This is a genomic window from Balneola sp., from assembly GCA_002694685.1.
GTDB lineage: Bacteria > Bacteroidota > Rhodothermia > Balneolales > Balneolaceae > Gracilimonas.
This window is the reverse complement of sequence record NZMW01000004.1, coordinates 70,355-96,182: the sequence shown is the minus strand read 5'-3', so window position 1 is coordinate 96,182 and position 25,828 is coordinate 70,355. Positions and strand designations below refer to the sequence as shown.

The 25,828-nt window shown below is 42.8% G+C and carries 19 protein-coding genes; 11 read left to right on the top strand and 8 right to left on the bottom strand.

The features are described from left to right. Nucleotides 1–169: 169 nt before the first annotated feature. On the bottom strand, nt 170–577 hold the full coding sequence (locus tag CL667_05955; GenBank protein ID MAL17235.1) for a transposase: 408 nt from the start codon (nt 575–577) through the stop codon (nt 170–172). 169 nt (nt 578–746) lie between these two features. Continuing rightward, complete coding sequence (locus tag CL667_05950) at nt 747–2,288, bottom strand: magnesium chelatase (protein ID MAL17234.1); 1,542 nt, start codon at nt 2,286–2,288, stop codon at nt 747–749. Nucleotides 2,289–2,379: 91 nt separating this feature from the next. On the opposite strand from CL667_05950, the gene CL667_05945 reads away from it, so the two are divergent. Beyond that, complete coding sequence (locus CL667_05945) at nt 2,380–2,805, top strand: hypothetical protein (GenBank protein MAL17233.1); 426 nt, start codon at nt 2,380–2,382, stop codon at nt 2,803–2,805. A 56-nt stretch (nt 2,806–2,861) separates the two neighbouring features. Here the strand turns inward: CL667_05945 and trxB are convergent, their stop codons facing one another. Then, on the bottom strand, nt 2,862–3,839 hold the full coding sequence (gene trxB / locus CL667_05940) for a thioredoxin-disulfide reductase (protein MAL17232.1): 978 nt from the start codon (nt 3,837–3,839) through the stop codon (nt 2,862–2,864). A gap of 277 nt (nt 3,840–4,116) precedes the next feature. Here trxB and CL667_05935 point away from each other — a divergent pair, with 277 nt between their 5' ends. The 6 genes from CL667_05935 to CL667_05910 all read left to right on the top strand — a co-directional run bounded on the left by CL667_05935 (nt 4,117) and on the right by CL667_05910 (nt 10,670). Beyond that, nucleotides 4,117–5,238, top strand: coding sequence for an NAD(P)(+) transhydrogenase (Re/Si-specific) subunit alpha (locus tag CL667_05935; protein MAL17231.1), 1,122 nt, complete (start codon nt 4,117–4,119; stop codon nt 5,236–5,238). A 141-nt stretch (nt 5,239–5,379) separates the two neighbouring features. Continuing rightward, entirely contained in the window at nt 5,380–5,679 is a 300-nt protein-coding gene (locus CL667_05930; protein MAL17230.1) for an NAD(P) transhydrogenase subunit alpha, read from the top strand. Beyond that, nucleotides 5,676–7,094: an NAD synthetase gene (locus CL667_05925; GenBank protein MAL17229.1), complete on the top strand. Its 1,419-nt coding sequence runs from the start codon at nt 5,676–5,678 to the stop codon at nt 7,092–7,094. The genes CL667_05930 and CL667_05925 overlap by 4 nt, the downstream gene beginning before the upstream one ends. Nucleotides 7,095–7,275: 181 nt before the next feature. Further along, the gene (locus tag CL667_05920; protein MAL17228.1) at nt 7,276–7,782 is read left to right on the top strand and encodes a hypothetical protein; all 507 of its coding nucleotides are present in this window, start codon (nt 7,276–7,278) and stop codon (nt 7,780–7,782) included. A gap of 94 nt (nt 7,783–7,876) precedes the next feature. Beyond that, the gene (locus CL667_05915) at nt 7,877–10,438 is read left to right on the top strand and encodes a peptidase M1 (protein MAL17227.1); all 2,562 of its coding nucleotides are present in this window, start codon (nt 7,877–7,879) and stop codon (nt 10,436–10,438) included. Between the two features lie 16 nt (nt 10,439–10,454). Then, nucleotides 10,455–10,670, top strand: a complete 216-nt coding sequence (locus CL667_05910) for a hypothetical protein (protein MAL17226.1) — start codon at nt 10,455–10,457, stop codon at nt 10,668–10,670. Here CL667_05910 and CL667_05905 read toward each other — a convergent pair. Both CL667_05905 and CL667_05900 read right to left on the bottom strand, forming a co-directional pair. Next, a complete protein-coding gene (locus CL667_05905; GenBank protein ID MAL17225.1) occupies nt 10,664–11,323 on the bottom strand; it encodes an SAM-dependent methyltransferase in 660 nt (219 codons plus the stop codon). The two genes, CL667_05910 and CL667_05905, sit on opposite strands and share 7 nt — an antisense overlap. 173 nt (nt 11,324–11,496) lie before the next feature. Next, the gene (locus CL667_05900) at nt 11,497–12,219 is read right to left on the bottom strand and encodes a N(G),N(G)-dimethylarginine dimethylaminohydrolase (protein MAL17224.1); all 723 of its coding nucleotides are present in this window, start codon (nt 12,217–12,219) and stop codon (nt 11,497–11,499) included. Nucleotides 12,220–12,533: 314 nt separating this feature from the next. Here CL667_05900 and CL667_05895 point away from each other — a divergent pair, with 314 nt between their 5' ends. Together CL667_05895 and CL667_05890 are read left to right on the top strand one after the other, a co-directional pair. Beyond that, on the top strand, nt 12,534–14,777 hold the full coding sequence (locus CL667_05895; protein ID MAL17223.1) for a TonB-dependent receptor: 2,244 nt from the start codon (nt 12,534–12,536) through the stop codon (nt 14,775–14,777). Between the two features lie 18 nt (nt 14,778–14,795). Continuing rightward, complete coding sequence (locus CL667_05890; protein MAL17222.1) at nt 14,796–15,236, top strand: hypothetical protein; 441 nt, start codon at nt 14,796–14,798, stop codon at nt 15,234–15,236. Nucleotides 15,237–15,311: 75 nt separating this feature from the next. Here CL667_05890 and CL667_05885 read toward each other — a convergent pair whose 3' ends face one another. Beyond that, complete coding sequence (locus tag CL667_05885) at nt 15,312–16,577, bottom strand: MFS transporter (GenBank protein ID MAL17221.1); 1,266 nt, start codon at nt 16,575–16,577, stop codon at nt 15,312–15,314. A gap of 428 nt (nt 16,578–17,005) precedes the next feature. Here CL667_05885 and asd point away from each other — a divergent pair, with 428 nt between their 5' ends. After that, on the top strand, nt 17,006–18,055 hold the full coding sequence (gene asd, locus CL667_05880) for an aspartate-semialdehyde dehydrogenase (protein MAL17220.1): 1,050 nt from the start codon (nt 17,006–17,008) through the stop codon (nt 18,053–18,055). A 154-nt stretch (nt 18,056–18,209) separates the two neighbouring features. Here the strand turns inward: asd and CL667_05875 are convergent, their stop codons facing one another. Both CL667_05875 and CL667_05870 read right to left on the bottom strand, forming a co-directional pair. Then, nucleotides 18,210–18,602, bottom strand: coding sequence for a hypothetical protein (locus tag CL667_05875; protein MAL17219.1), 393 nt, complete (start codon nt 18,600–18,602; stop codon nt 18,210–18,212). A 2-nt stretch (nt 18,603–18,604) separates the two neighbouring features. Further along, the gene (locus CL667_05870) at nt 18,605–18,982 is read right to left on the bottom strand and encodes a hypothetical protein (GenBank protein MAL17218.1); all 378 of its coding nucleotides are present in this window, start codon (nt 18,980–18,982) and stop codon (nt 18,605–18,607) included. Between the two features lie 275 nt (nt 18,983–19,257). Between CL667_05870 and CL667_05865 the strand changes: the two genes are divergently transcribed. Then, on the top strand, nt 19,258–25,809 hold the full coding sequence (locus CL667_05865) for a hypothetical protein (protein ID MAL17217.1): 6,552 nt from the start codon (nt 19,258–19,260) through the stop codon (nt 25,807–25,809). Nucleotides 25,810–25,828 lie beyond the last annotated feature (19 nt).

Sequence of the window (25,828 nt, the reverse complement as noted above, 5' to 3'; positions counted from 1 at the left end):
ATAACCGTCTCCTTTTTAATTGATACTGATGCCCAAGGATTAAGTTTCTTCAGCCATAATCTTAAATAAATTCTTTTGCCTAAACACCGCATGAATATGTGAATATTCGAACATTGAGATCATACTATGATTGCTTCAGCTGCAGGTCTGAAGACCTTTGCTTGTCGATTTACTTTGTCTTAATCAGGTTATTGACTTCTTGATTATACGTTTGTCCTTGATGGTGTAATTCTTGGTTATAGATGTATTTTCTTATTCTGTTGATGTCATCGGGTGATACAGAAAAAACTCCGTAGCCTTTCTGCCATTCAAATTTTGTATCAAGAATTATTTTTCTATTGACCCAGAAGGATGACTCTCCTTTAATTTCTCTAATTATATCAGCTACACATTGTGTTGTTTTCAACCTTAATAAGCAGTGTACATGATCCTCCACTCCGTTTATAATATCCAGCAAGATTCCTCTTTCTTCCGCATACTTTTTCATGTGTTTGAATAACTTATAACGAAAAGACTTTAATAGAACCTTACGGCTATCTTTTTTCCCCAAACGCAATGAATCCAATGAATTGAATATGACTGTGACATTCTATCTTTTCCTTAATAGCAGTCCAGAGTTACTTCCCTCGTTTATTGTATCTAAACTTCTAAGCTACTGGTCTTAAGTTTGGGTAATTATGATTCTTTCAATACCTATGTAATTAATAAGCAAAGGTCTTCAGACCTGCAGCTAATAATTAGGTTCCTCACCCCAACCACCCTTCTCTATCCAGGCTTCGATATTGAATAGCTTCGGCTACGTGATTGGATTTAATCTCTTCGGAATGGTCCAGGTCTGCTACCGTTCTGGATACTTTTAGGATACGATCATAGGCCCGCGCCGAAAGGCCTAAAGAAGTAATAGCTTTCTTTAGAATGGATGAGCCCGCATCGTCAAGTTTGCAAACTTTGCGAACCATTCTCGTACTCATCTGGGAATTGCTGTAAACACCTTTCATTCCCATAAACCGCTTAGATTGAATTTCCCGGGCAACTACTACACGTTCACGAATATCATTGGAAGATTCCCCTTTGGCTTTACCTGAAAGTTCTTCATAACTCACTTTATGTACTTCGATATGTAAATCAATTCGGTCTAAAAGCGGACCGCTTATCTTGCTGAGGTAACGCTGCATCTGCATAGAACTGGTTCCATTCATTTCCTGTGCATCATACCAATCTCCCGAAGGAGAAGGATTCATAGAAGCCACAAGCATTACACGGCTTGGATAGGTCACACTCATTCTGGCTCGAGAAATAGAAACGCTGCCATCTTCCAGAGGCTGACGCATTACTTCCAGTGCACTACGTTTAAACTCCGGCAACTCATCCAGAAAAAGCACCCCATTGTGAGCCATTGATATTTCTCCAGGCATGGGAATACTCCCGCCTCCTACCAACGCCACATCAGAAACAGTATGATGAGGCGACCGAAATTGTCGCTTCGTAATAAGTGCTTTACCAGATTCAAGGATTCCTGAGACAGAATGAATTTTTGTCGTCTCCAGTGCCTCTTCTAAAGTCAGGGGTGGAAGAATAGTTGAGATTCTGCGAGCCATCATCGTTTTTCCTGAACCTGGGGGTCCAACCATAATAACATTATGCCCTCCTGCAGCCGCTATTTCCAGAGCGCGCTTAACATTCTCTTGTCCACGTACATCACTGAAGTCCAGCGGATTGTGCTTCCCATTTTGATGAAAATATTCCTGCACATTACATTTGAGTGGATCTATATTCCCACGGTTTTCCAGCCAGTCTTTCACCTGATTAAGGTGGTCGAATGAAAATACGTCTATCCCTTCAACTACAGCGGCTTCTCCTCCATTTTCCTTAGGAACTACTAAATATTTGAATCCTTTTTTGGCAGCTTCGACAGCCACAGGAAGCACCCCTTTAACCGGACGGATCTGTCCATCTAAAGCTAATTCACCCAACATAACGGTAGAGTCCAGTTTGTCGGTATGGAGTTGTCCGGACATATTCAGAATCCCAATGGCGAGTGGCAGATCGAACCCATTTCCCTCTTTAGGTAAATCGGCCGGAGCCAGGTTTGCTGTAATTCTCCCCAATGGATAGTAGGATCCTGTATTTCGAATTGCCGCTTCAACCCGATCACGGGATTCTTTAACGGCTCGGTCTGGCAATCCTACTAAAAAGAACTTCACCATTCCATTTGTGTGATGTGTTTCCACGTCAATAATTTTTGCATCTACCCCAACCGTGGATGCACAATAAACTCTTGAAAGCATGTTTTGTACCTGAATCTTTTTTATTGTGTTTACGTAGTTAGAGCGGCGAGAATCCAATTCCTTACAAAAAATTTCATAAATCACACATATCATGAAAAAAGAAGAAGCAAAAGAGAAGGCAAAAACAATCTATCAGGAAATCCAGGGCGGAGTGAATGAGGTGATCAAGCAAATCCGAAATTTGATCAAGGAAGGAAGTGCAAGAAAACTGATTATAAAAGACAAAGAAGGTGAAATTAAATTTCAGACTCAGTTGGCTTTTGGAGTAACCGGAGCAGCTTTGGTAGGCGCAATGGCTCCTGTAATTTCAGCCATTGGAATGTTCGCCATGTTTATTAATGACTACCAGATTATTGTAGAACGCGAAGTTACGGATGAAGATGAGTATTCCGTAGATGCTGAGTTTATAGATATCAAAGATGAGGACGAACCGGAAGAAAAGACTGAATCAAAAGAAGACTCAGATTCTGAGGAAGAAGAGAAGGAAGAGAAAACAGTCGGCAAGAAGAAAAAGTGATATGGTGAGTTGGTGATATAGTGAACCTCACCTAATCACTATATCACCACATCATTCTACTTCCAGTGCTCCTCAGCTATTGCTTCGCGACTTTCAAGCTCACCTAAATAACGTTCGGCGTCTAAAGCAGCTTTACACCCTGTTCCGGCTGCGGTAACTGCTTGGCGATATATAGCATCCATAGCATCTCCGCAAGCAAATAAACCAGGTAAGTCTGTTTCGGTGGACTGTCCTTTAGTTTGAATGTATCCAACATCATCCATTTCAACCACACCTTTAAAAAGATCGGTATTTGGTTTATGACCGATCGCTATAAACACACCGGTCACGTCATCAAGCGTAGTGACTTCTTCCGTGTTCAAGTTTCTGATCTTTACACCGGCCACAACTTGCTCACCTAAAACTTCAATAAGTTCGCTATCCCACATGAATTCAATTTTCTCATTATTGAATGCGCGGGTTTGCATAGCTTTTGAGGCTCTCAATTCATCGCGGCGATGAACAACGGTTACTTTACTTGCGAATTTGGTCAGGAAGGTTGCTTCTTCCATTGCGGTATCACCACCACCCACAATAATTACGTGTTCATTTCGGAAGAAGGCACCATCACAAGTAGCGCAAGCAGAAACACCTTTTCCTCTTAGCTTTTGCTCACTTTCGAGATGCAGCCATTTTGCTGAAGCTCCGGTTGAGGCTATAATTGCGTTTGCAAAAACTTCCGTCTTTTCATCCACAGTAATTTTGTAAGGACGCTTGCTGAAATCAATATCAGAAACAAACCCGTAGCGACAGTCTGCTCCAAATCGAGTTGCTTGTTCGCGGAAATCCTGCATCATCTGTGGACCCATCACTCCATCAGGGTAACCTGGAAAGTTCTCAACATCGGTGGTTGTCATGAGTTGACCACCCGGCTCCGGTCCTTCAAAAACTAAAGGGCTCAGATCAGCACGAGCTGCATAAAGCGCTGCTGTTAAGCCGGCAGGTCCACTGCCCACAATTACTACGTCAAATGTTTTTCCTGCAATGTCTTCCATAATAAAATCCTTTATTTATTCGACTCTAATTATAAGGTTTTGACAATAAAATTATCTGTCTAATTCTCTATCAAATTCATAGAACAAGCTTATGCTGATATCAAAAAATAATCCGCATTGTTCTGTTCGTTTTGATGCTCTCTTACTCATCATTCTTACTCGTTCTCATTATTTCTGTCAGTTAGTAAGAAAAACCCCTAAAAAGCGCTCCCATGTATATTTGTGATATTCATTGATTTCATTATGTTGTTTGAAATGTTTTAACGGAGGATTTATAGTGATAGTTGGAGTTTTAAAGGAAACAGCGGAACATGAACGCCGGGTTGCACTTACGCCTGAAGTAACCCAACAGCTGGTAAAACAAGAATTGGAAGTTTGGGTTGAAAAAGATGCCGGGCTCTCATCTAATTTTCTGAATGCTCATTACGAAGAGTCGGGTGCTAAAATAGCTAACAGCCGAGATGATGTTCTGAAACAAGCCGACGTCCTGCTTACCATACAAACCCCTTCAGATGAAGAGTTAAAGAAATTAAAGAAAGGAGCCATACTCATTTGCTTCCTGTGGGCCCTGCAGCACAAAGAACTTGTGGAAACCTTGAAAGAGCTTGGAATTTCTGCTTTAGGCATGGATGCTGTTCCACGGATTTCAAGAGCTCAAAATATGGATGCTTTATCTTCCATGAGTTCCATTGCCGGATATAAGTCAGCATTGATTGCTGCGAATGAATTGGACAAGTATTTACCCATGATGATGACGGCCGCCGGCACCATCCCTCCTTCCAAAGCTCTTGTTTTAGGAGCCGGTGTAGCTGGACTTCAGGCCATTGCTACCTGCAAACGTTTGGGGTCAGTAGTTGAAGCTTTTGACATTCGACCTGCCGTAAAAGAACAGGTAGAAAGTTTGGGAGCTAAGTTCGTCGAAGTTCCTCTCGAAGAAGACATGGAGACCGAAGGCGGTTACGCAAAAGAATTAGACAAAAGCAGCCAGGATCGTCAGCGGGAAGTGATTCATGAGCATGCCAAGAAATCTGATATCATAATTACTACTGCTTTGATTCCCGGAAGACCGGCTCCTCTGTTAATCACCAAAGAAATGGTGAAAGATATGGCCCCGGGTTCTGTAATTGTTGATTTGGCCGCTGAAAATGGCGGAAATTGTGAACTCACCGAAGCCGGGAAAACCGTAATCAAACACGATGTCAAAATTGTGGGTCCGATTAATTTACCCAGTCAGCTTTCTCATCACGCCAGTAAGTTATACTCAAAGAATATGTATGCTTTGCTGAACCTATTGATTCAAGAAGGGGAAGCCAACTTCAATTTTGAAGATGAAATTCTACTTAAAACCACCATCACCCATCAAGGTGAAATTGTAAGCCCAATGCTTAAGGAATCGTGAACATTGAACATTCAATCACGAATCTTGAACTGAGTACAAACTCTAATATTTAAATAACTGAATTTTACTTAACCCTTTGAACATGGGAATACTTTACAATTCGATATTCAATGTTCCTTGTTCGATATTCAATATTCAAATATCATGTCAGCCTTAATTTTTTCCCTATTTATCTTTGTTCTGGCCTGTTTTATTGGCTTTGAACTTATCGCAAAAGTACCTCCAACTTTGCATACCCCTTTAATGTCGGGCGCCAATGCCATTTCAGGCATTACCATTGTGGGTGCACTAATTGTTGCAGGGCACTCGGGCTTAGATTCCCAAGTGAGCCAGATTATTGGTTTTGTTGCCATCATATTTGCCACCATTAATGTGGTGGGTGGATTTATGGTAACCGACCGCATGCTCGAGATGTTCAAGAAAAAGGAGGATGACCAATGAGTCAGTTTTTACCGGAATCACTTTTACCTTTTATACCCGATGCCATTCAAATCATTTACCTGATCGCGACCTTCTTTTTTATTCGCGGGTTGAAATTATTGAACTCCCCGGCTACGGCTCGAAAGGGAAATCAATATGCAGCCATTGGTATGTTGATTGGAATTGTTGTTACTCTTTTTGATCAACAAATTATTTCTTTTGAATGGATTATTGCCGGAATCGTTATCGGTAGTTTAATCGGTGCCATTCTTGCCAAGAAAGTTGCCATGACCGCAATGCCCGAACTAGTAGCGGTATTTAACGGCTTTGGTGGTGGCGCTTCTGCGCTAGTTGCCTGGGGTGAATTCTCCCGACTCGTAGACCCTACCACTATGTCGCCGGATAGTTTAGTAACTACAGGTTTAGGCATCTTTATAGGTGCTCTTACTTTCACTGGAAGCTTTATCGCTTTTGGTAAACTGAAAGGATTTATTTCAGGAAATGCCATCACCTTCCCGGGATTGAACTTCATCAACATTGGTTCTATGATTGGTGTGGTTGTGCTGATCGGATTTTTTACCGTTGATCCAACTAACCAAACTATTTTCTGGATTATCCTCGGATTGTCATTGTTAATTGGTATTACTTCAGTAATTCCGATTGGTGGTGCTGATATGCCCGTTGTTATTTCATTACTGAATTCCTATTCAGGAATAGCTGCCTCTATGGCCGGATTTGTAATCGGTAACAACCTGCTCATTATTGCAGGTGCACTTGTGGGTGCAGCCGGACTTATCCTCACACAAATTATGTGTAAAGCCATGAACCGCTCGCTTACTAACGTCATCTTCGGAGCTTTTGGTGGTGATTCCGGTGGTGGAGCTTCCGGCGAAGAGGGCGACAAAACCGTACGGGAAACAACCGCTGATGATCTCGCCATACAGGTAGCTTATGCTTCTAAAGTGATTATTGTTCCCGGCTATGGGTTGGCTGTGGCTCAGGCTCAGCATGTCATTAAAGAAGTGGCTGGAAAACTTGAAGAACGTGGAGTTCAGGTAAAATATGGAATTCACCCGGTTGCGGGACGTATGCCCGGACACATGAACGTGCTCCTTGCCGAGGCTGATGTTCCTTACGATCAGCTTTTGGATATGGACCAAATCAACCCTGAGTTTAAAAGCACGGATGTGGTTCTTGTAATTGGTGCAAATGACGTGGTGAATCCGGTTGCCAAGACCGAACCCGGAAGCCCTATTTATGGAATGCCAATTCTAAATGTAGATGAAGCCAAAAGAACGATAGTTTTCAAGCGAAGTTTGAGCCCCGGTTACGCCGGCATCGACAACCCTCTGTTTTATGATGAAAAGAATCAGATGTTTTTTGGGGATGCCAAGAAAAGCTTGCAAGCTCTAAACGAAGCCTTGAACAACGTATAGAATAGAACGAGGGTGGCGCAGATTTCATCTGACTGCCCCTATTTCTGACTGTTATTCACTTTTTTACCCTCGCTCCGATGCTCTGCGTCGGAGCGTTTTTATTTCAGCAAAAATTCTGTCATTTACTTCAGAACCGCTTATCTTTTTGCTTCCGAAAAATTAACAATTATCTATTGACTACATGCATTCAATAAGAAAATTCAGTCTTATCATTCTTTGCCTTATCGTTTCATTGACGTTCACCTCTTGTTTAGATACCGGTTGTGGTCAGAAACCAAATACCAATGTAAGTGAAAGTCAGCTGGAAGCTGATATCGAAGCCATCGATGCTTATCTTGATGAAAGAGGAATTGAGGCTCAGGTTCACAAGTCAGGACTGCGTTATGTGGTTACTACAGAAGGCAGTGGACGCTCCCCAAGTCTGTGTAATTTTGTATCAGTGTCTTACACAGGAAGCCGCTTATCGGATGGGTTTGTATTCGATGAAACAGACGAAGATGAATTTATTTCTTTGTCCTTAGGTAGAGTTATTACAGGATGGCAAATCGGATTACAAGAGATTAAAGAAGGTGGAACCATTATTCTTTATATCCCTTCAGTATACGGTTATGGAAGTCGTGGAGCTGGAGAAGACATTCCTGCTAATACCAATTTAGTCTTTGAGGTAACGATCGACCGCGTTTCTTAAATAGCTCTACTTGTCAATAGACTTTTTACAATTCATCAATTGAAATAATATTGATTCTTGATAGATTAATCTTTTAGGCTAATAATAAACGATTATGAGATTTACAGTTCTTCTGTGTTTTGCATTTATTTCATCTTTTCTGCTTACTTCTTGCAATAGCGCGCCCTCAGTTGAACCGGGGGTATCTTTAGGATTAGCTCAGTTCCGAAAGGCTCAAATTTCTGACTTGGAATATGACCTGACCTTCAGAATTCCAAAAGAACAATCAGAATCTATTCCTGCTTCCGAAACAATTCGATTCAATCTAAAAAGCACAGCAAATAACCTTCAGCTAGATTTCCGTGAAAGCCCGGAGAACCTCAAATCACTAACGGTTAACGGCCAGCCGACGGATATTCAATTTCAACAAGAACACCTGATTCTCCCCTCTGATTTACTTAATGAAGGGCTGAATGAAATCGGTATTGAATTCACTGCCGGGGAAACTTCCCTGAACCGAAATCCCGAATATCTATATACGCTTTTTGTCCCTGATCGGGCAAGAACAGCTTTCCCTCTGTTTGATCAGCCCGACTTGAAAGCCACTTTTGATTTAACCCTCAAAATTCCTGAATCATGGGAAGCCATTTCAAATGGTCCCCTTGAAACTGAATCCACCAAAGATTCTATCCGCGTTTTAGATTTTGCCCCTTCCGACTTAATCAGTTCATACCTTTTTTCTTTTGTAGCCGGAGACTTTGAATCCCTTACACGAAATGTAGATGGTACGGAAATGACTCTTCTGCACCGTGAAACAGATAGTGAGAAAGTAGAGCGTAATCTGGATGACATTTTTACCCTCCACAAAGCCTCTCTCGAATGGCTGGAGGAATACACAGGAATTCCGTATCCCTTCAAAAAATTCAGCTTTGCCCTCATTCCCAATTTTCAATACGGAGGAATGGAGCACGTTGGAGCTATTCAGTATAGGGCTTCGAGTTTGTTTTTGGATGAAGATCCTTCGGAAACTCAATTACTAGGCCGGGCCAGCCTGATTGCTCATGAGACCGCCCATATGTGGTTTGGCAATTTGGTAACTATGGAGTGGTTCAATGATGTGTGGACCAAAGAGGTATTTGCCAATTTCATGGCAGCTAAAATCATGAATCCCAATTTCCCGGACATCAATCATGATCTTAATTTTCTTGTCAGGCATCATCCCAGCGCCTACTCAGTTGACCGAACGGAAGGAGCAAATCCGATCCGACAAAACCTGCGGAACCTAAACGAAGCCGGGCAAATGTATGGGTCTATCATTTATAATAAAGCTCCTATAATGATGCGTCAACTCGAACTGCTGATTGGTGAAGAAGCGCTTCAGGAAGGCCTTCAAGAATATTTATCTGACTATTCCTTTGGGAATGCCACCTGGCCTGCACTTATTCAGATTCTTGATGAAAAAACAGAATATAATCTGGCTCGCTGGAGCGAGGTTTGGGTGAATACCTCAGGTCGACCACACTTTAGCTGGAAGTATATTAAAGAAGAACTTCCCTATTCTACCTTGGAATATGATGTGCTCATTCAGGAAGACCCGACTGAAGAGAACCGAATCTGGTCTCAGCAAACAAGCATCTGGATTTTAGATAAGGACTCAGTTGCAAAATCTTTTACCGTGGTTAGCGACACCCTTTCTGAATTTGCAACGCTGAATGAATTGAAAGCACCTCATAAAGTCTTTAATGCAAATGGTGAAGGATATGGACTCTTTCCGGCAGATCTTAAAACATTAGATGCATGGCCGCATATGAAGGAAGTGCGTAAGGGCTCACATCTCATTAACCTCTTTGAAAATATGCTGGAGCAAAATAGAGTAGCTCCGCCCGAGTATCTTAACCGGCTTTCTGAAATCATTCAAACCGAAGAAAACCAACTCGTGTTAAATCTTGCTCTCGGTCAGTTACAGACCATCTATTGGGATTTATTGACGGATGAGGAACGAGAAGAAATCAACGAAGATCTGGAGGAAATCCTTTGGTCTGAAATGCTGGAACAAGATGAAAGCAGTAAGAAAAAGACCTTCTTTAATGCTTTCCGAAATATTGCCCTTTCTGATAATCAAATTCAAAAAGTATATGATATCTGGAATGAGGATCTTGAAATTAACGGACTAAACCTTTCTGAAAGTGACTACATAAGTATGGCTGGCAACCTCGCCGTTAAAATGCCCGATCAGGCTGTGGATATTATTGAAGCACAAACCGACCGCATCGAAAACCCGGACCGTCAACGGCGCTTTGAATTCATTAAGCCTGCTTTATCTCCGGATGCGACTGTTCGGGACGCTTTCTTCGAATCTCTTAAAGATGAGGAAAACCGCCAGACTGAATCCTGGGTTTTAGGAGCCATCGGATATTTACATCATCCCCTCAGAACCAATCAATCCGCGAAATATATTTTACCGAGTCTTGAGCTGCTTCAGGAAATTCAGGTAACCGGTGATATCTTTTTCCCAAAACGCTGGCTGGATGTAACACTAGGAAATCACTCTTCTGATGAGGCCGTTACTACGGTTAGAAATTTCCTTGACGAACGACCGAATTACAACGAACAGTTGCGGATGAAAATCCTGCAAGCTGCAGATATGATGTTTAGGGCGAATAAGATCAAAAATTAGTCTTTCCTTCAAGTGAATGGCTTTTATAACAGTCATCCCTCGGCGCATTCCGGGATCTGGTTTTTTGAAAAGGAAAGTAGTCGAATTAAAGATCCAGATTCCTGCCTGCGCAGGAATGACTGGAGACTTGGCTAGATATTGGTTAGATAAAAGTAACCGTCATTCTGAGGACACTTCCGAAAAATCTTTCTCCATTTTGATCACCATAACTACATTGACTAAGAATCAATAAAACATCGTGTAAAGCGTAGTTACCACAATTCCTTTGCCATCCTCATATGGTACGGCCAATAGCTCTTCCTCCTCTTTTACCTCAAGATTAAACGGAGGTGCTAATAAGTCTAAACCACTTTGCTTTTTAAGCCTGATTCCTTGTCCTGAAATAATGTCTTTATTGGGTATGAAATCTCCTTCAGGAATATGTTCTGTTAAAACAACATATTTGAAATCAGCCAGCTTATTCACAATATCCTGTACTTCCGTATTCGATAAATGCTGAAGTACATTTCTTAGCAGCACACAATCTCCTGAAGGCAGCTCGTCTGCTGCAATATCCAGACAATAAAACTCTAGGTTTTCTGCTTTAAATGTTTCTTTATTGCGCCCAATCAGGTCGGCCACTATATCTACAGCCATATACTTTCGGGTGTAGGCTACCAATTCTTTTCCGACATTAAAATCTCCGCAGCCTAAATCACAGACCACAAGAGGGTCATCAAAAGAGTTTAAGAACGAGGTTACTACTTCTATATATGGATCTACTAATTCAGGGTGATGCGATCCTGCGCCTGAATAAAAATCAGTGTTATTATCTCCCCAGAGATTCATTTCATAAATCTGCTCCATGGCGTCCTTAGTTGGCCAGGGTTGCTTGGTTTTTTCCATCAATAGGTCTTAGTTCTTGAAATAGTAATTTTCGGCAACAAAAGGTACGTATAACTTACACGCGTTTCTTGTCGCTACCCATTATAACCCCTTAGAGTTATTTCAGATATTAGGATTCCTGCCTTCGCAGGAATGACTGTTAATTTGATTTATTAAGTGAATTCCTGAAATACTCAGAACCTCAGTGAAAGGCAGCTCAAACCGCCATCCAGTTTTTGGAACTCTGAGACATTTACGGCTATCGTTGAATAGCCGGCTTTTTCTATCTTTTGCTTTGTTACAGGAAAGCCCTCGGGGACGATGACTGTGCCATTGATCCATATACAATTTGCTGCATAGCTCTCTTCCTCAGGGACTTCAATGATTGTAAATTTATCCAATTCCGGATGAGATGAAAATTCTCTGCAGGCCACTATGGTATCATTTTCCAAATAGCTCATCCCCGTTTTCAGATGAAGGATCTCTCCTACTTCAATCACCGATCCACTCATCCCATACTTATTCAAAATCTGTATGACTTGCTCTGCCCCAATTTGATTCGTCCGATCCGATAAGCCAATGTAATAGTGATCACCCACCATCATAATGTCCCCGGCCTCCACCGTTCCCGGAGCTGTGATTTCTTCCAGGTCTGAATAATAGGATTGAATCACGTTTTTCATGGCGTTGACTTCTCCCTTCCTTGAAGGAGCGCCGGGATTCGTAATAATGGCACAGTGAGGAGTAAGTAAAGCGACATCCTCTACAAAAGTGGAATCGGGAAACCGTTCATCGGCTTTCAGTTCTTCTACCTTAACTCCGCATTCCTTCAGCGCAGAAACATATTGCTTGTGTTGTTCTACGGCTTTCTGATAATCAGGGGTGCCCAATTTTGCGGTGGTCAACCCATCGACCATGCTTTTCCCAGGTTTACGCACAATTGCGTTTGAAAATTCAGTCAACTGGATATTGGTTTGATTCTAAAATGTAAGATTAATTAATAAATCCGAAGCGAACAAGAACTCTCGGCTCCAAGTCATGACACCCCGACTCTCATCCCGCGGCGTATGTCCGGGATCTGGTTGCCCGTTACAATCCCCTCGAGTTATTTCAAACATCCAAATTCCTTCCTGCACAGGAATGACGGAGTTTTGGGCACGTTATTCTAATAATTTATTAGCCTTGACTAACTTTATAATTAGCTATAGTTTCTTTTAAAAATTAGTCAGACATGAAAACATATATTCTACTGCTTTTTTGTACGACACTTAATGTAGCAACAGCAACACTTAGTTTTGCACAATCAAGCTTCGGAAAAATTCAGGGCACCGTTTACCATGATGGGCTGACTTTGCCCGGAGTGAATATTAAGATTTTAGATCTTCAGCGCGGCACGGTAACAAATGCCGACGGATACTTTGAAATAACCAATCTCCCGGAAGGAACTCATAAGCTACAAGCCTCCTACATAGGCTTCAATAAAGTGACTAGGGAGGTAAAGGTTACTGCGGAGGAATCGACAACCATCAATCTTACCCTGGAAGAAACTTCCTCAGAGTTAGGCGAGGTAGTCGTAACCGGCACCATGAGAGAAACCTTCGTGAAAGATTCACCAGTTAAAGTTGAAGTCGTAAATGCTGAGCGCCTCAGTCAGGGGAGGTCCAGCTCTAATTTTATGGACTTGGTGAGTAATGTGAATGGCCTTTCCACCCAATTAAATTGTGGAGTTTGTGGCACCAACGCCATACGAATCAACGGTGTGGAAGGCCCCAATACTGCCGTTCTGATTGATGGAATGCCCATACAGGGGGCACTTGCTTCGGTATATGGCTTGAATGGAATCAGTCCATCTATTATTGATCAGGTAGAAGTGATTAAGGGGCCACAATCGACCCTATATGGTACACAGGCACTTGGTGGAGTGGTAAATATTATCACCAAAAATCCATCAAATACTCCCACCTTTACTATTGATGCATATGGTGAAAGCATCACACAAGAAGGCAGTCTTAACATTGCCGCATCACCAAAATTTGGTCGGTTTAAAGGGTTTGTGAGTGGCAACCTCAATCGAAATGAGAACTACTTTGACAACAACAATGACGGCTTCAGTGACCAAGCCAAACAAACACGAGTAGCCCTTTTTGGGAAAGGTGTTTTAGAAGGCAGAAACGGCGAACAGCGTTTCAATATCGCAGCTAAATACTTGAATGAAGACCGAACCGGCGGTGTACCCGGATTTTCCGATGAACTGCGCGGCTCCAGTGAAATTTATGGAGAGTCCATTTATACTCAACGTGCTGAAGTTATTACTGAATATCGCCCGGCAGGTTTAAGTGAGAGGCTGCGTATAAACACTGCACTAACCTATCATGCACAGGATAGTTATTATGGTGATGAAGCCTATGATGCCACCCAAAATATTGCCTTTGGCCAAGTTACATGGGATCAGCCGCTATCCAATCGCTTGCGGATTCTAACAGGAAGCACCCTCCGCTATGAATCTTACAATGACAACACCCCTGCTACCTCCGATGGTGCCGACCTCCGGTTTATTCCAGGGGTTTTCACCCAAGCTGAATTGGATATCGCTGATTTTACCCTGCTCGGGGGACTTCGTATAGACCATCACACCGAACACGGATTTGTATCCGCTCCACGGCTTTCAGCCAAATACAGCCCCAGTTATTCAACTACGCTGCGTGCAAGCGGAGGCACTGGTTTTCGGGTTGTGAATGTATTTACCGAAGATCATGCTGCTTTAACAGGATCTCGGGAAGTAGTATTTACTGAAGACCTGAATCCTGAAGAATCCCGCAGCGTTACCGCAAGTATTGAACAGGTCATACCCTTTGGCACCAATCCAATGACGGTGAGTGTAGACGGATTCTATACTCGTTTTTCGAATCAAATTATCCCCGATTACGATCAAGACCCTAACCTGATTGTCTATGAAAATCTGGATGGTTATTCCGTTACGCAGGGATTTTCAGTAGCGCTTGATCAAAATCTTACGGTTTTACCATTTAGCTATAATGCCAGCTTTACGTTCATGGACGTCTTCACTCAGGAAAATGGAAATCGGCAGGCACTCACCTATGCCCCTGATTTTCTTAGCAACTTTGGGGCAAGCTATCAGCTGCGAAGTTTAGATGCCACCATCAGTTATTCGGGGAATTTGGTTGGCTCCAAGCGCATGCCGGATAGTTATGTGGAAGATTTTGGGCGTGAGCGAAAGTCGCCTGTATATAGTGTGCATGATATTAAAATCACTAAGGAATTCTCCAGCGTTAATGATAAAGCAGGAGTAGGATTTGAAGCCTACTTATCGGCTGAAAATATTTTCAACTATACACAGGGTACCCCTTTGGTTGATTCCGCCACACCCTTTAGTCCTGAGTTTGATACTATTTACACTTGGGGACCGATCGTTGGCCGCACTTTGACTATAGGGGCACGACTAAATTTACGCTAAGCCAAACACTTAACGACCATGCAAAAACTGTCCATTTTATTAGCTGTGCTCGTGGCCTCTATTCTATTTAGTGGCCTGAAGTCCTCCACAGCTTTTGCTCAGGAAAAGCTGGACTGGAAGCCGTTCGAGGAAGCCCTATCTTTTGCTGAATCCGAGGGTTTGCCAATCTTTGTTGATGTATGGGCACCGTGGTGTGGCTGGTGCCGGAAGATGAAACGAGATGTGTATCCGGAACTAGCAGAACACCTCAGTCAGAATTATGTTTTAACACGCATCAACCGGGATGATAATGAAACAATGCACAGCTATAAGGGACAAAGGCTCTCATCTCTTCGTCTGGCTCAGAAATTGAATATTCAAAGTGTTCCGGGGATTGTACTTCTTAATTCAAAAGGGGAATATGTTATGCATTTATCCGGCTTTATCGAGAACAAAGCGTTGAGACCTTTACTCGAGTAGGTTTCTGCAACATTCGGGTTTTAAAGACTAGCTGAACTAAAGAATCAGATTCCTGCCTTCGCAGGAATGACGGGGTTATTCTTTTATCGCATCTTCAGAATAGTGCTGCATCGCTTTCAAAAAGAAGAACGTAGCCAAAATTCCACATACGGTGAATACCAGCAACAAAGCCTTGGAAGGTCCATAAACGCCGGTAAACACATGGTCAATCATCCAGCCGGTTATGGGCGGGCCGATTCCAAATCCCACAATACTCACCACAAATAAATAAGCTGCGCCGGCCATGCCCCGCATATCTGATTTCACAAAATACTGAATGAGTGCAGCTGCCACTCCGTTATAGGAGGAAGAAATCACATTCGCTATGCCGATCAAGAAGAAGGCTACTATTGCTGACTCTGTCATCAACCCGAAATAGTATAATGGAAGTCCGCCCAGTGCGGCTACGATTCCCATCACAAACCGTTTTTCGGGACCCCCTTTTTTGGCGAAAAAATCAGCCAGCCAACCGGAAGCATTTACGCTTAGTCCCGTTGCAAACATAAACCAGCCATATTGGGAAATCAGCGACGGCATTTCAAAAGTGTCATTCAGCACGGTTCCGATGAAAGCCAAAATGGTATAGCCACTGAGTGCCAATAGGGAGAATCCTGCCAGATGGTAGCGAACGGTTTTCTTTTGAAGGATGTATTTCAGGACTTTGAAGAAATCAGCTGATTTGCGGCCTCCCTTATCTGACTTTCGGACTGGTTCCCGAATCAACAAAAACCCAATCACGAATAATAAAACTCCTGGCCAGCCTACCGTTTTCATAGCAACCCGCCAATCGTATAATTCCGCAACTGAGCCTCCAATCAAAAACGACAAACCTACTCCAACAAAAATACCTGAGGCATACAGCGAGAAAACCCGGGCTCTTTTTTCGTGTGGAAAGTAATCGGCCAATAAAGAATATACCGCCGGACTCAACGCCGATTGACTCACCCCCACAAAAAACCGCGCGGTAATGAGAAAGACGAACGAGCTGGCAAATCCACTGGCTACAGTCATCAGGCTCCAGATCAACAAGCCGATTAAGATAATGCGCTTTCGGGAAAACTGATCCGCAAACCACCCCATAAACATTCCGCAGATAGCGTAGATCAGAGAGAAAGCCGGTCCATACAGCAGACCGATTTGTGTGTTAGATAAACCTAGATCATCCCTGATCGCCGTTCCCAGAACCGCCACAACCTGCCGATCCACAAAGCTGGAGATGTAGATCAGCATCAACAGTGCCAATACCAGCCAGGCATAGAACTGAGGTGCTTTTTCTTCGATCTTTCCGTAGATGAATTTCATGGATGCAAAGATATAGTTCTGATTGGTTGGATGGAAGTGCTTTGCTGATTCACATATTTATGGAACACGGATAAAGCGGATTGAACTGATCATCACGGATTAGAGTATAAATTTTGTCACGACTCTTGCTGTAATGCTCTGCCTCGGAGCGCCGATAACGACGCAGAGCATCGTTACCACTTGTGAAGGATTTTGGGACTACCCTGATTTTATCCCGTTCCCCTAACGCTGTCATGCTGAACTCGATTCAGCATCTGAATAGGTATAGATGTTATTTGAATCTTTCTCCCTTTTCAGGTTCGTTCTCAAGGACGGAATGACCAACATGTTTTATCTAATAATTTTGAAAAGAAAATATTCACATAAAGCTTTCAGAATGATTATTTTTGATGCTCACTAATTTTGATAACAATACTCACTCAATCATCATGAAAGTTGGAATTCTTGGCGCTACCGGTGCTGTTGGACAAAAATTTATCCGTTTATTGCAGGGACACCCCTGGTTTGAAATTGAAGCCCTTGGTGCTTCAGAACGTTCTGCCGGCAAAAAATATAAAGACGCGGCCAACTGGATCGAAGATGTCGTACTTCCTAATTATGTAAAGGAAATGACGGTTCAAAATTGTGAGCCATCAGCCTTTTCAAATGTAGACTTTGTGTTTTCAGGATTAGATTCATCAGTAGCCGGAGAAATTGAAAAAGCATTTGCAGAGGCAGGAATACCGGTTATCTCCAATGCCAAAAATTTCAGGCAGGATCCTACTGTTCCCTTATTGATTCCTGAAATCAACCCGGATCATACCGACCTTATCAAAACCCAGACCTTTACTGAAGATGGCAGCGGCTGGATTGTTACAAACCCAAATTGTGTAGCAGTTCCATTGTCCCTGGCTTTGAAGCCACTGTATGATACCTTTGGAATCGAAGCATTGATTTTGACCACGCTTCAGGCTGTATCCGGAGCAGGCTATCCCGGTGTTGCCAGTCTTGATATTTTAGGAAATGTGGTTCCTTTTATTTCCGGGGAAGAGCCTAAAGTAGGACCTGAAACTCGCAAACTATTGAGCTCTCTGTCAGATGGCAGCCTTACACTACCTGAGTTCGATGTACAGGCCACGGCAACACGCGTGCCTACCATCAACGGACATATGATTTCGGCAACCGTTAAGCTCGAAAATCCACCGGCTGACCTGAGTGAACTTAATGAAGCCTATGACAACTATAAAAACCCGATTGGTGAATTAGACCTCCCGTTTTCACCAAAGGCGTTATATAACGTTCATGATAACGACTATTACCCTCAGCCTCGTCTTCATGCCGATGCTGAAAATGGAATGCAGTTACATATCGGTCGTTTGAGAAAAGCCGAAGTTTTTGATGTAAGCTTTGTAGCGATGGCGCATAACACCATTCGCGGTGCTGCCGGCGGTGCAATCTTGAACGCGGAATTACTGACGAAGAAAGGGTTCTTGAAATAGCATACTATAAGGGGACATTTTAAGATGTGTCCTAATCTCTAAAACTGGAACAAGCATCTCGCTTGTTCCTTTTTATTTGAATTCAAGATCTTTACTAAATAACTACAACAAGCTTCCGTCAAAGCGGACGCTTGAACTATTTTTTGAGACTTTTCTACTCATCCATATTATCGAGGCGCTGCTGAGACATGTACAAATTCATTTTTGTTGAAAATCTTATCGCCTCGTTTTTATCTCTTCGCTTGATGTTCAACTTAAGTAAGCCTTGCTCACTTCCGGGAATAGGTTCAAAAAATGCCCACTGATTTGCCTCAAGAATCAATTTCCCGCCAGAAAAAAGAAATCCCTTTTTATATTTCAGGCGCTTAATGTGCTCCAGCTGAATTGAAAACTTAGACAGATTACTCAGTGCATTTCCATGCATGTCATATACCTTGTACTCAAAAAGGAGCTCTCGATCCATAAAGCTTAGAATTCCTTTCACCTCTTTTACCGTGACTTGAACATCCTTGGTTTCATACATCGAATAATTAAAAGGAATACTCATAACTAATCTTCCAGCTCATTAAGTTTTTTCTCAGACAGTTTGAGATTCAGATTTGATGAAATGCTGGCTGCTATATTGCGATGTTTTCTTTTAACCTTAAGCACACGTTCAGTTAACTCTTTACCGGGGAGTTCTCCAAAAGAAGAAGCCCGCTTTCCATGCAAAATTAACTTTGCGCTAAACCAGCCTTTCTTGTACTCCAGCATATCGAGTTCTGAAAGGGTGACTGTCTCGGTTTTTAAGTCTGACTGATAAGCTTCAACTACAGCATCTTTTTTCTGGTATTCAAAAACCAGATTCTCTTCTTCCACGCGCAGAATTCCTTCCACTTTCATGAATCCGCCGTTTAAATTTTCAATTGAAAAAGGAAGACTTCGCATACGCACTACTGATTTTTATGAAGTTAGGTCTTGAAATTATTTTCTCTTAAAAAGTACAAAAAATCTGTAAGGAGTTCCCATCTCATCGCTCTAACTAAACAGCTAACATAAGAGAAAAAAACTAATCATTGCCTTGAGAATGTGACCACATTCTCAATGTCCTTCCAGGGGTAAGAGGTGGAAAATCCTTTTACCCTATTTTTTTTGCATTCTTATTATGGATAACCCCTTCATTATAGTTTGATTTAATAAACTCTTCGCGCTATTCTTTTGACATGAAAACGTGGGTACTCCTTTTACTTTTTGGTGTTTCAGGCACATTAAATGCTCAAACCGTTAACTTCGAAGATGATTTTTCAGATCAGGATATTTCCGATTGGTCTGGCACAACTGGTGATTTTGATTTTATCGAAGAGAATGGGAACACTTTGCTACAACAAGTGGCCACTGGAGCCGGCACTTCTTACCTGAGTATTCCATCAACTGATGTAGAAGGAATCTGGGAGTTTTTTGTTCGGCTTGATGGCTTCTCTCCCTCTGATGGAAACCGAGCAGAAATCTACCTGATGAGTGACTCTCAGGATTTAACCTCAAATCTTAACGGGTATAAACTTAGAGGTGGCGAAAATTTAGGTGGCGACGTTTTCCGTCTTTTCAGAGTAACCAATGGTTCGGAAGCTAATGAAGTGCTCACCGGAACTACCGACATAAGTACGGGTGGAGATTTCCGGGTGAAAGTCACCCGAGACGCCTCCGGAAACTGGACCTTAGAAGTTGCTGAAGGGTATGCCGGAGTGCTTTCAACAGATGACACCGGAACCGATAATACGTACACTTCGGCTACCCATTTCGGATTTAAAAACATCTATTCGAGCAGCCGTTCTGATGCCTTTTTCTATGATTTCAAAATTGACATTCCACCTCTTGAGGTCAATTCCGTTACCACCAATAGCGACACCGAAATAGATGTCACTTTTTCTCGGAATATAGATTTCGCTACAGCTCAAGTTTCAGACTTCACCTTAAATCCGGGTTCTATTAATCCCCAATCGATTAGCCAACAGAGTTCCGATGTAGCACGAATTACCTTTGCAAATACTATTGCAAGCGGACAGAACACTCTTTCTATTTCAGCCATTGAAGATGCTGCCAACCAAACCACATTGGCTGATACCAGTTTCTCTTTCTTTGTGTATGATGATTATCAAAGCGGAGATGTGGTTATCAATGAGTTTTTAAAAGACCCACCAACGGGAACAGCCGAATATATTGAACTGCGAAATACCTCCAGCCGATATTTGAACCTCCAAAACTGGCAACTTGGCGACAACAATTCCTTAAGCACCCTTTCATTCTCTGATTTAACCCTACTGCCCGATAGCTTTTTAGTCGTTTCTTCGGATACCTCTGTATTGAATACTTTTTATGGTGAGGCTAACTATTTACAAGTCTCACTGCCTGCCTTTAATAATGGAGAAGACCAGATTCGGGTTTTTGATGACAATAGCACCCTCATCGATTCTCTTCAGTACAATAGCGATTGGGGTGGCGAAGATGTAGCCGTTGAACGTCGTGACCCTACGGTCTCTTCTACTTTTCTAGAGAATTGGGGAGATAGCCCCGATCCTGATTTTGGGACTCCCGGTTTCACCAATCAAATTCAACCTGACGAAACAGCGCCTTCTATTTCTTCTCTGGAAGTGGAAGACAACCAAACCTTACTCTTGGTTCTCTCAGAACGAGCCGAAAACACCTCCGCTGAAACTGTTGGAAATTACTCGTTGAGTCAAAATCCGGAGGCGGGCGCAAGCACTCCAACTTTACCCGCTATTTCTTCTGTAAGTCAGATAGCTTCGGATTCCATCAGATTGACGCTGAATTCCGCTTTGGAAGAATACGATGGAGACTGGACGCTCAGCGCCAATAATCTCACCGATATATTTGGGAATACTGCCAATCGTGAAATTGATTTTAACTACTTCGTGATTTTTACCGCCGAAGCAGGTCAGGTCTCTATCAACGAGTTTATGTATGATCCGGCAGATGGGTTCTCTGAGTTTCTGGAACTGTATAATCACTCAGATAGCTCATTCAATCTTCAGAACTGGACCTTCAGCGATAATACCGATGATGACGAAGTTATAATTAATGGCAGCTTTGTATTGCCGGCTGGTGATTATGTAATCCTGGCCCCAGACAGCACCATCGCTTCCTCTTTTCCGGATGCCGATCTTATAGATATGGGAAGCCGATTTGCTTCACTCAATAACAGCTCAGATGCCATCATCATCAAAAACCAAAATGGAGTTACTATAGACTCCGTTGCTTACTCCAGTATCTGGGGCGGTAATGAAATTTCACTCGAGCGTAAGGATGTTGAGTTATCAGGAAATTTTCGGGAAAATTGGGGCGATTCTCCTGCCTCTGAATTGGCTACTCCGGGCGCTGTAAATCAAATTCCAACTGATACAACTCCGCCCGATCTGGAATCAATTTCATTTATTTCTGATAATGTTATTCAGCTGATCTTCAACGAACGAATTTTAAGCGCTCCCGCTAGTAATACCTCCAATTTTCAGCTTTCTGCGGAATCTTCCTTTGCAGGGACTCTTCCCGGATTACAATCGGCTACATTTACCGCACCCGATACTATTTTATTACAATATGATAGCAATTTTGAAAGCGAGCCTGATGGAACCACTTACGAGCTTGTCATTTCTAATCAGTCTGATATTTTTGAAAATGTAACCGAAGACCTAACCCGTTCCTTCTTTCGGATTGATTATGCCCAACCTGATTCGGGAGAAGTAGCCATCAACGAGTTTATGTATGATCCCGGTGAAGGGCTTGCTGAGTTTATTGAAATTGTTAACCAAACCGACAGCGCATTCAACCTGCAAGATTGGACTCTGAATGACAATACCGGAACCCGCCGGGCTATCTCAGATACCACTTTCACGCTCAACCCAAATGCTTACCTTATTTTAACGGCAGACAGTACTTTGGTTCAGAATTTTCCGGATGCTCCATTGCTCACTATTGGCAGTCGGTTCTCATCCCTCAATAATTCTACCGATGCCATCGTAATTCGGGATGCTGGCGGTGAACTCATAGACTCTCTAACCTACACTTCAGCCTGGGGCGGTGACGAGGTTTCACTCGAGCGCAGAAGCTTGAGTTTACCATCCGAGTTTAGTGCCAACTGGGGAGATTCTCCTTCTGCTGACTTAGCTACGCCCGGAGCTGCCAACGCCATTGAACCCGACGAAGAAGCTCCTGAGATCAATAAGATTTCTGTGATAACTGATAGTCAAATTCAGGTAATATTTAATGAACGGATTCAGGCCGGACCAGCACAGACATCGGGAAATTATACTCTTTCAACAGTGGCTGGGAATGTTACCCCTCCGGACATCCAAAACATTACGTTTACCGCACCCGATACCGTCCTTTTGACCTATACCACTTCCCTGCCCCGAGAGGATAGTGGAACTAACTATGAACTCACCATCTCCAACCAAGCTGATATTTTTGGAAATGTAGCTTCAAGTTTAAGTGGTGAGTTTCTAATCATTAATTATGCTGATCCTGATTCCGGTGAAGTTTTTATAACGGAGTTCTTATACGACCCGCCTGAACTTCTTTCTGAGTTTGTGGAACTCTACAATGCAACCGACAGTGCTTTCAACTTGAGGAACTGGACCTTCAATGATAATTCAGGAAACCAAAGGGTAATATCAGATCTTGACTATTCATTAGATCCGAACTCTTATGTGATATTGACTCCGGATAGCGTCATCTTTGAAAACTACCCCAACACTCCCTTTCTTGCTATTGGCAGTCGGTTTTCATCCCTTAATAATTCTACCGATGCCGTAGTAATTCGGGATGCTGATGGTGAACTGATCGACTCTTTGACTTATTCTTCCGACTGGGGTGGGGACGAAGCTTCTCTGGAAAGGCGGAGCATCAATTTTTCTCCGGTGTTCAAGGAAAACTGGGGCACTTCTCCTTCCGAGAACAAAGCCACTCCCGGACTTCCCAATCTTATCCCCGAAGACGAAACTGCCCCTGCTATTGAAAGTCTTTCTGTTTTAGATGACGAAACTCTTCAAATAATTTTCACGGAACGTATCCAACCCGATGCGGCGACTGACATAGATAATTACGAGCTCCTGATTCCGGTTAGTTCAGAAATTAATAGACAACTGCCTGACTCACTCATTTATCTGGCTCCTGACACTGTTTTACTTTCGTATTCTGAGAAAATAGCTCGGAAAACCAATGGCACGTACTACAATTTCATCATCAACAACCAAACTGATATTTTTGGAAACGTATCTAATGGACTTGAAGCTCAATTTTTCCTGATTGATATCTCTGAAGCAGGAAATAAGGATGTAGTCATCAACGAGTTCATGTACGAGCCTCAAGATGAATTCACGGAGTTTATTGAGCTGTACAATCCAACGAATAGAAACTATGATCTCAAGGACTGGACTTTGAATGATAATACCGGCAACCGGCGAGCTATTACAGCTGCCAGCTTTGAAATTGTAGCCAATTCTTATGTTGTCATCGGGCCCGACAGTTCTTTCCTCGATCTCTTCCCAAACAGCAATACGCTGATTATAGGAAGCCGATTTTCTTCACTCAACAACAGCACAGATGCCATCGTAATCCGAAACTCAGAAGGTTTACTGATCGATTCCTTAGCCTATTCTTCTGAATGGGGTGGTGAAGGTGTTTCTCTGGAGCGCAGAAGTCCTGACTTCCCCTCAATCTATCGTGAAAACTGGGGGGATTCGCCTTCTGAAAACAAAGCTACACCCGGACAAGCTAACGAGATTGAACAAGATGAGAAGCCCCCTGTTTTAGAAAATGCCTTTATTGCAGCAGCTGATTCAGTAGGTCTTGTTTTTAACGAGCGAGTTGATTCAGTCCGTGCCGGAGATCCAGAAAACTATCCCACCACAGCCTCCCCTGTCGTGGCTGAGGTTGCTAATTATGATGGCAATGCACTTACGCTTGTCCTTGCAACACCGCTGGTAAGTGGACAGAATTTATCGATCGTCGTAAATGAGCAAAGAGACATTTTTGGAAATACTTCACAGCCTGACTCTGTTGAGCTTGAATATGTGGTCTTCTCCCCGGTTAATAACGGTGATGTAATTGTAAATGAAATCCTTTACCGACGGGAAAGTGCAGAGTCTGAAGAGTTTGTTGAGTTATTCAACCGAACCACAGAAAACTTCGACCTCACTGGCTGGACTTTTTCTGATGCCACAAGTTCAACCACTATCCCTGAAGGCACCATTATTCGTGGCGACTCCTATCTGGTTTTAACGGACTCAGAGAATTTTGCCGGTACAAATTCATTGGCTAAACAAATGATCGGAGACCGTGTTTACCTATCCGGTTTTCCTTCTCTTAATGACAGTGAAGATGCTGTAGTCATCAAAAATGAAAATGGCGTCATCATCGATAGCGTGTTTTATAATGAGACCTGGGGCGGCAACACACCGGGTGTTTCATTGGAGCGAAAAGATCCGGAATCGGCTTCCAATGATGCCAGTAACTGGGCAACCAATACTTCCCCAACCGGAAGCAGTGCCGGAGCTCAAAGTTCCGTTTTTCAACCCGACCAAACAGCTCCTGAAATCATCTTTGCTAAACTCAGATCTGATGGAAGAATTTCTGTCGCTTTTTCAGAATTTATTCGCGAAGCTGGAGCAGGGCCTATTAATGTGAATGAAGTCCCTACAGCAATCGTCGAATATGATCCCCAGAACGCCAATGTTCTAATTTTGGGTGAAGATCCTTATCCATCGGGCGAGCCAATCAATGTTTCATTCGCAGGCGTTTCTGACTTCAGAGGAAATACTTCAGAGAACCTTACAATTGAAGTTTCACAACCTCTTGCTCCGGGCAACATTGTTATCAACGAGATTTTATTTGATCCACTGGCTAACTCTGACGACAATCTTCCTGACCAAACCGAATATATTGAATTCTACAATCGAGCCGAGTACGCTGTTTCTCTGGAAGGCTTTTTCATTCATGATGAACCGGATGAAAATAACGAGATTAGATCCATTGAACCGGTCACCTCTCAGTTCAAATGGATTCCGGCTGGTGGTATAGCCGTGCTTTACGCCGAAGATGATGCTACCGATTTCAGTGAGAGTCAGCTTGCCGAATATTTTGAATTTCAGAACCCGTCCGATCAATTCTTCATCCGAACTGATCGATCCAACTTGAGTTTGGCTTCTTCGGATGATGCCGTATATCTGGCGGATAGCACCGGAACAACTATAGATTCGGTGTTCTATGATGAAAGCTGGCACAATCCGAATCTCTTCGATACGGACGGAGTTTCAATCGAACGCATTGACCCTGACGGTCCGAGCAATGATGACTCAAACTGGAGTTCCAGCACACAGGTAAGCGGTGGTACTCCGGGCGAACAAAATTCCATTTTCCAACAAGCCGGTGCAGGACCTGATGAAACCGGAATCACCTTCACTCCCAATCCTTTCTCTCCCGATGATGACGGTTTCGATGACAATCTTTTCATCAACTATAAACTTGAAGAACCGGATTATTTACTGCGCATTCGAATCTTTGACCGTTATGGACGGGAAGTGCGAGAACTGGTAGATGGAAAGCAGGCCGGGTTTGAAGGCTCCATAATTTGGGATGGACTAAAAGATGATCGTACCAAAAACAGAGTTGGAATTTACATCGTACTTTTTGAAGCCTACAACAGTGCTAATGGCAAGAATAAGACGTTTAAAGAAACTGTAGTGCTAGCGAAAAAATTCTAAGTGAAAGATTGGAAATTAT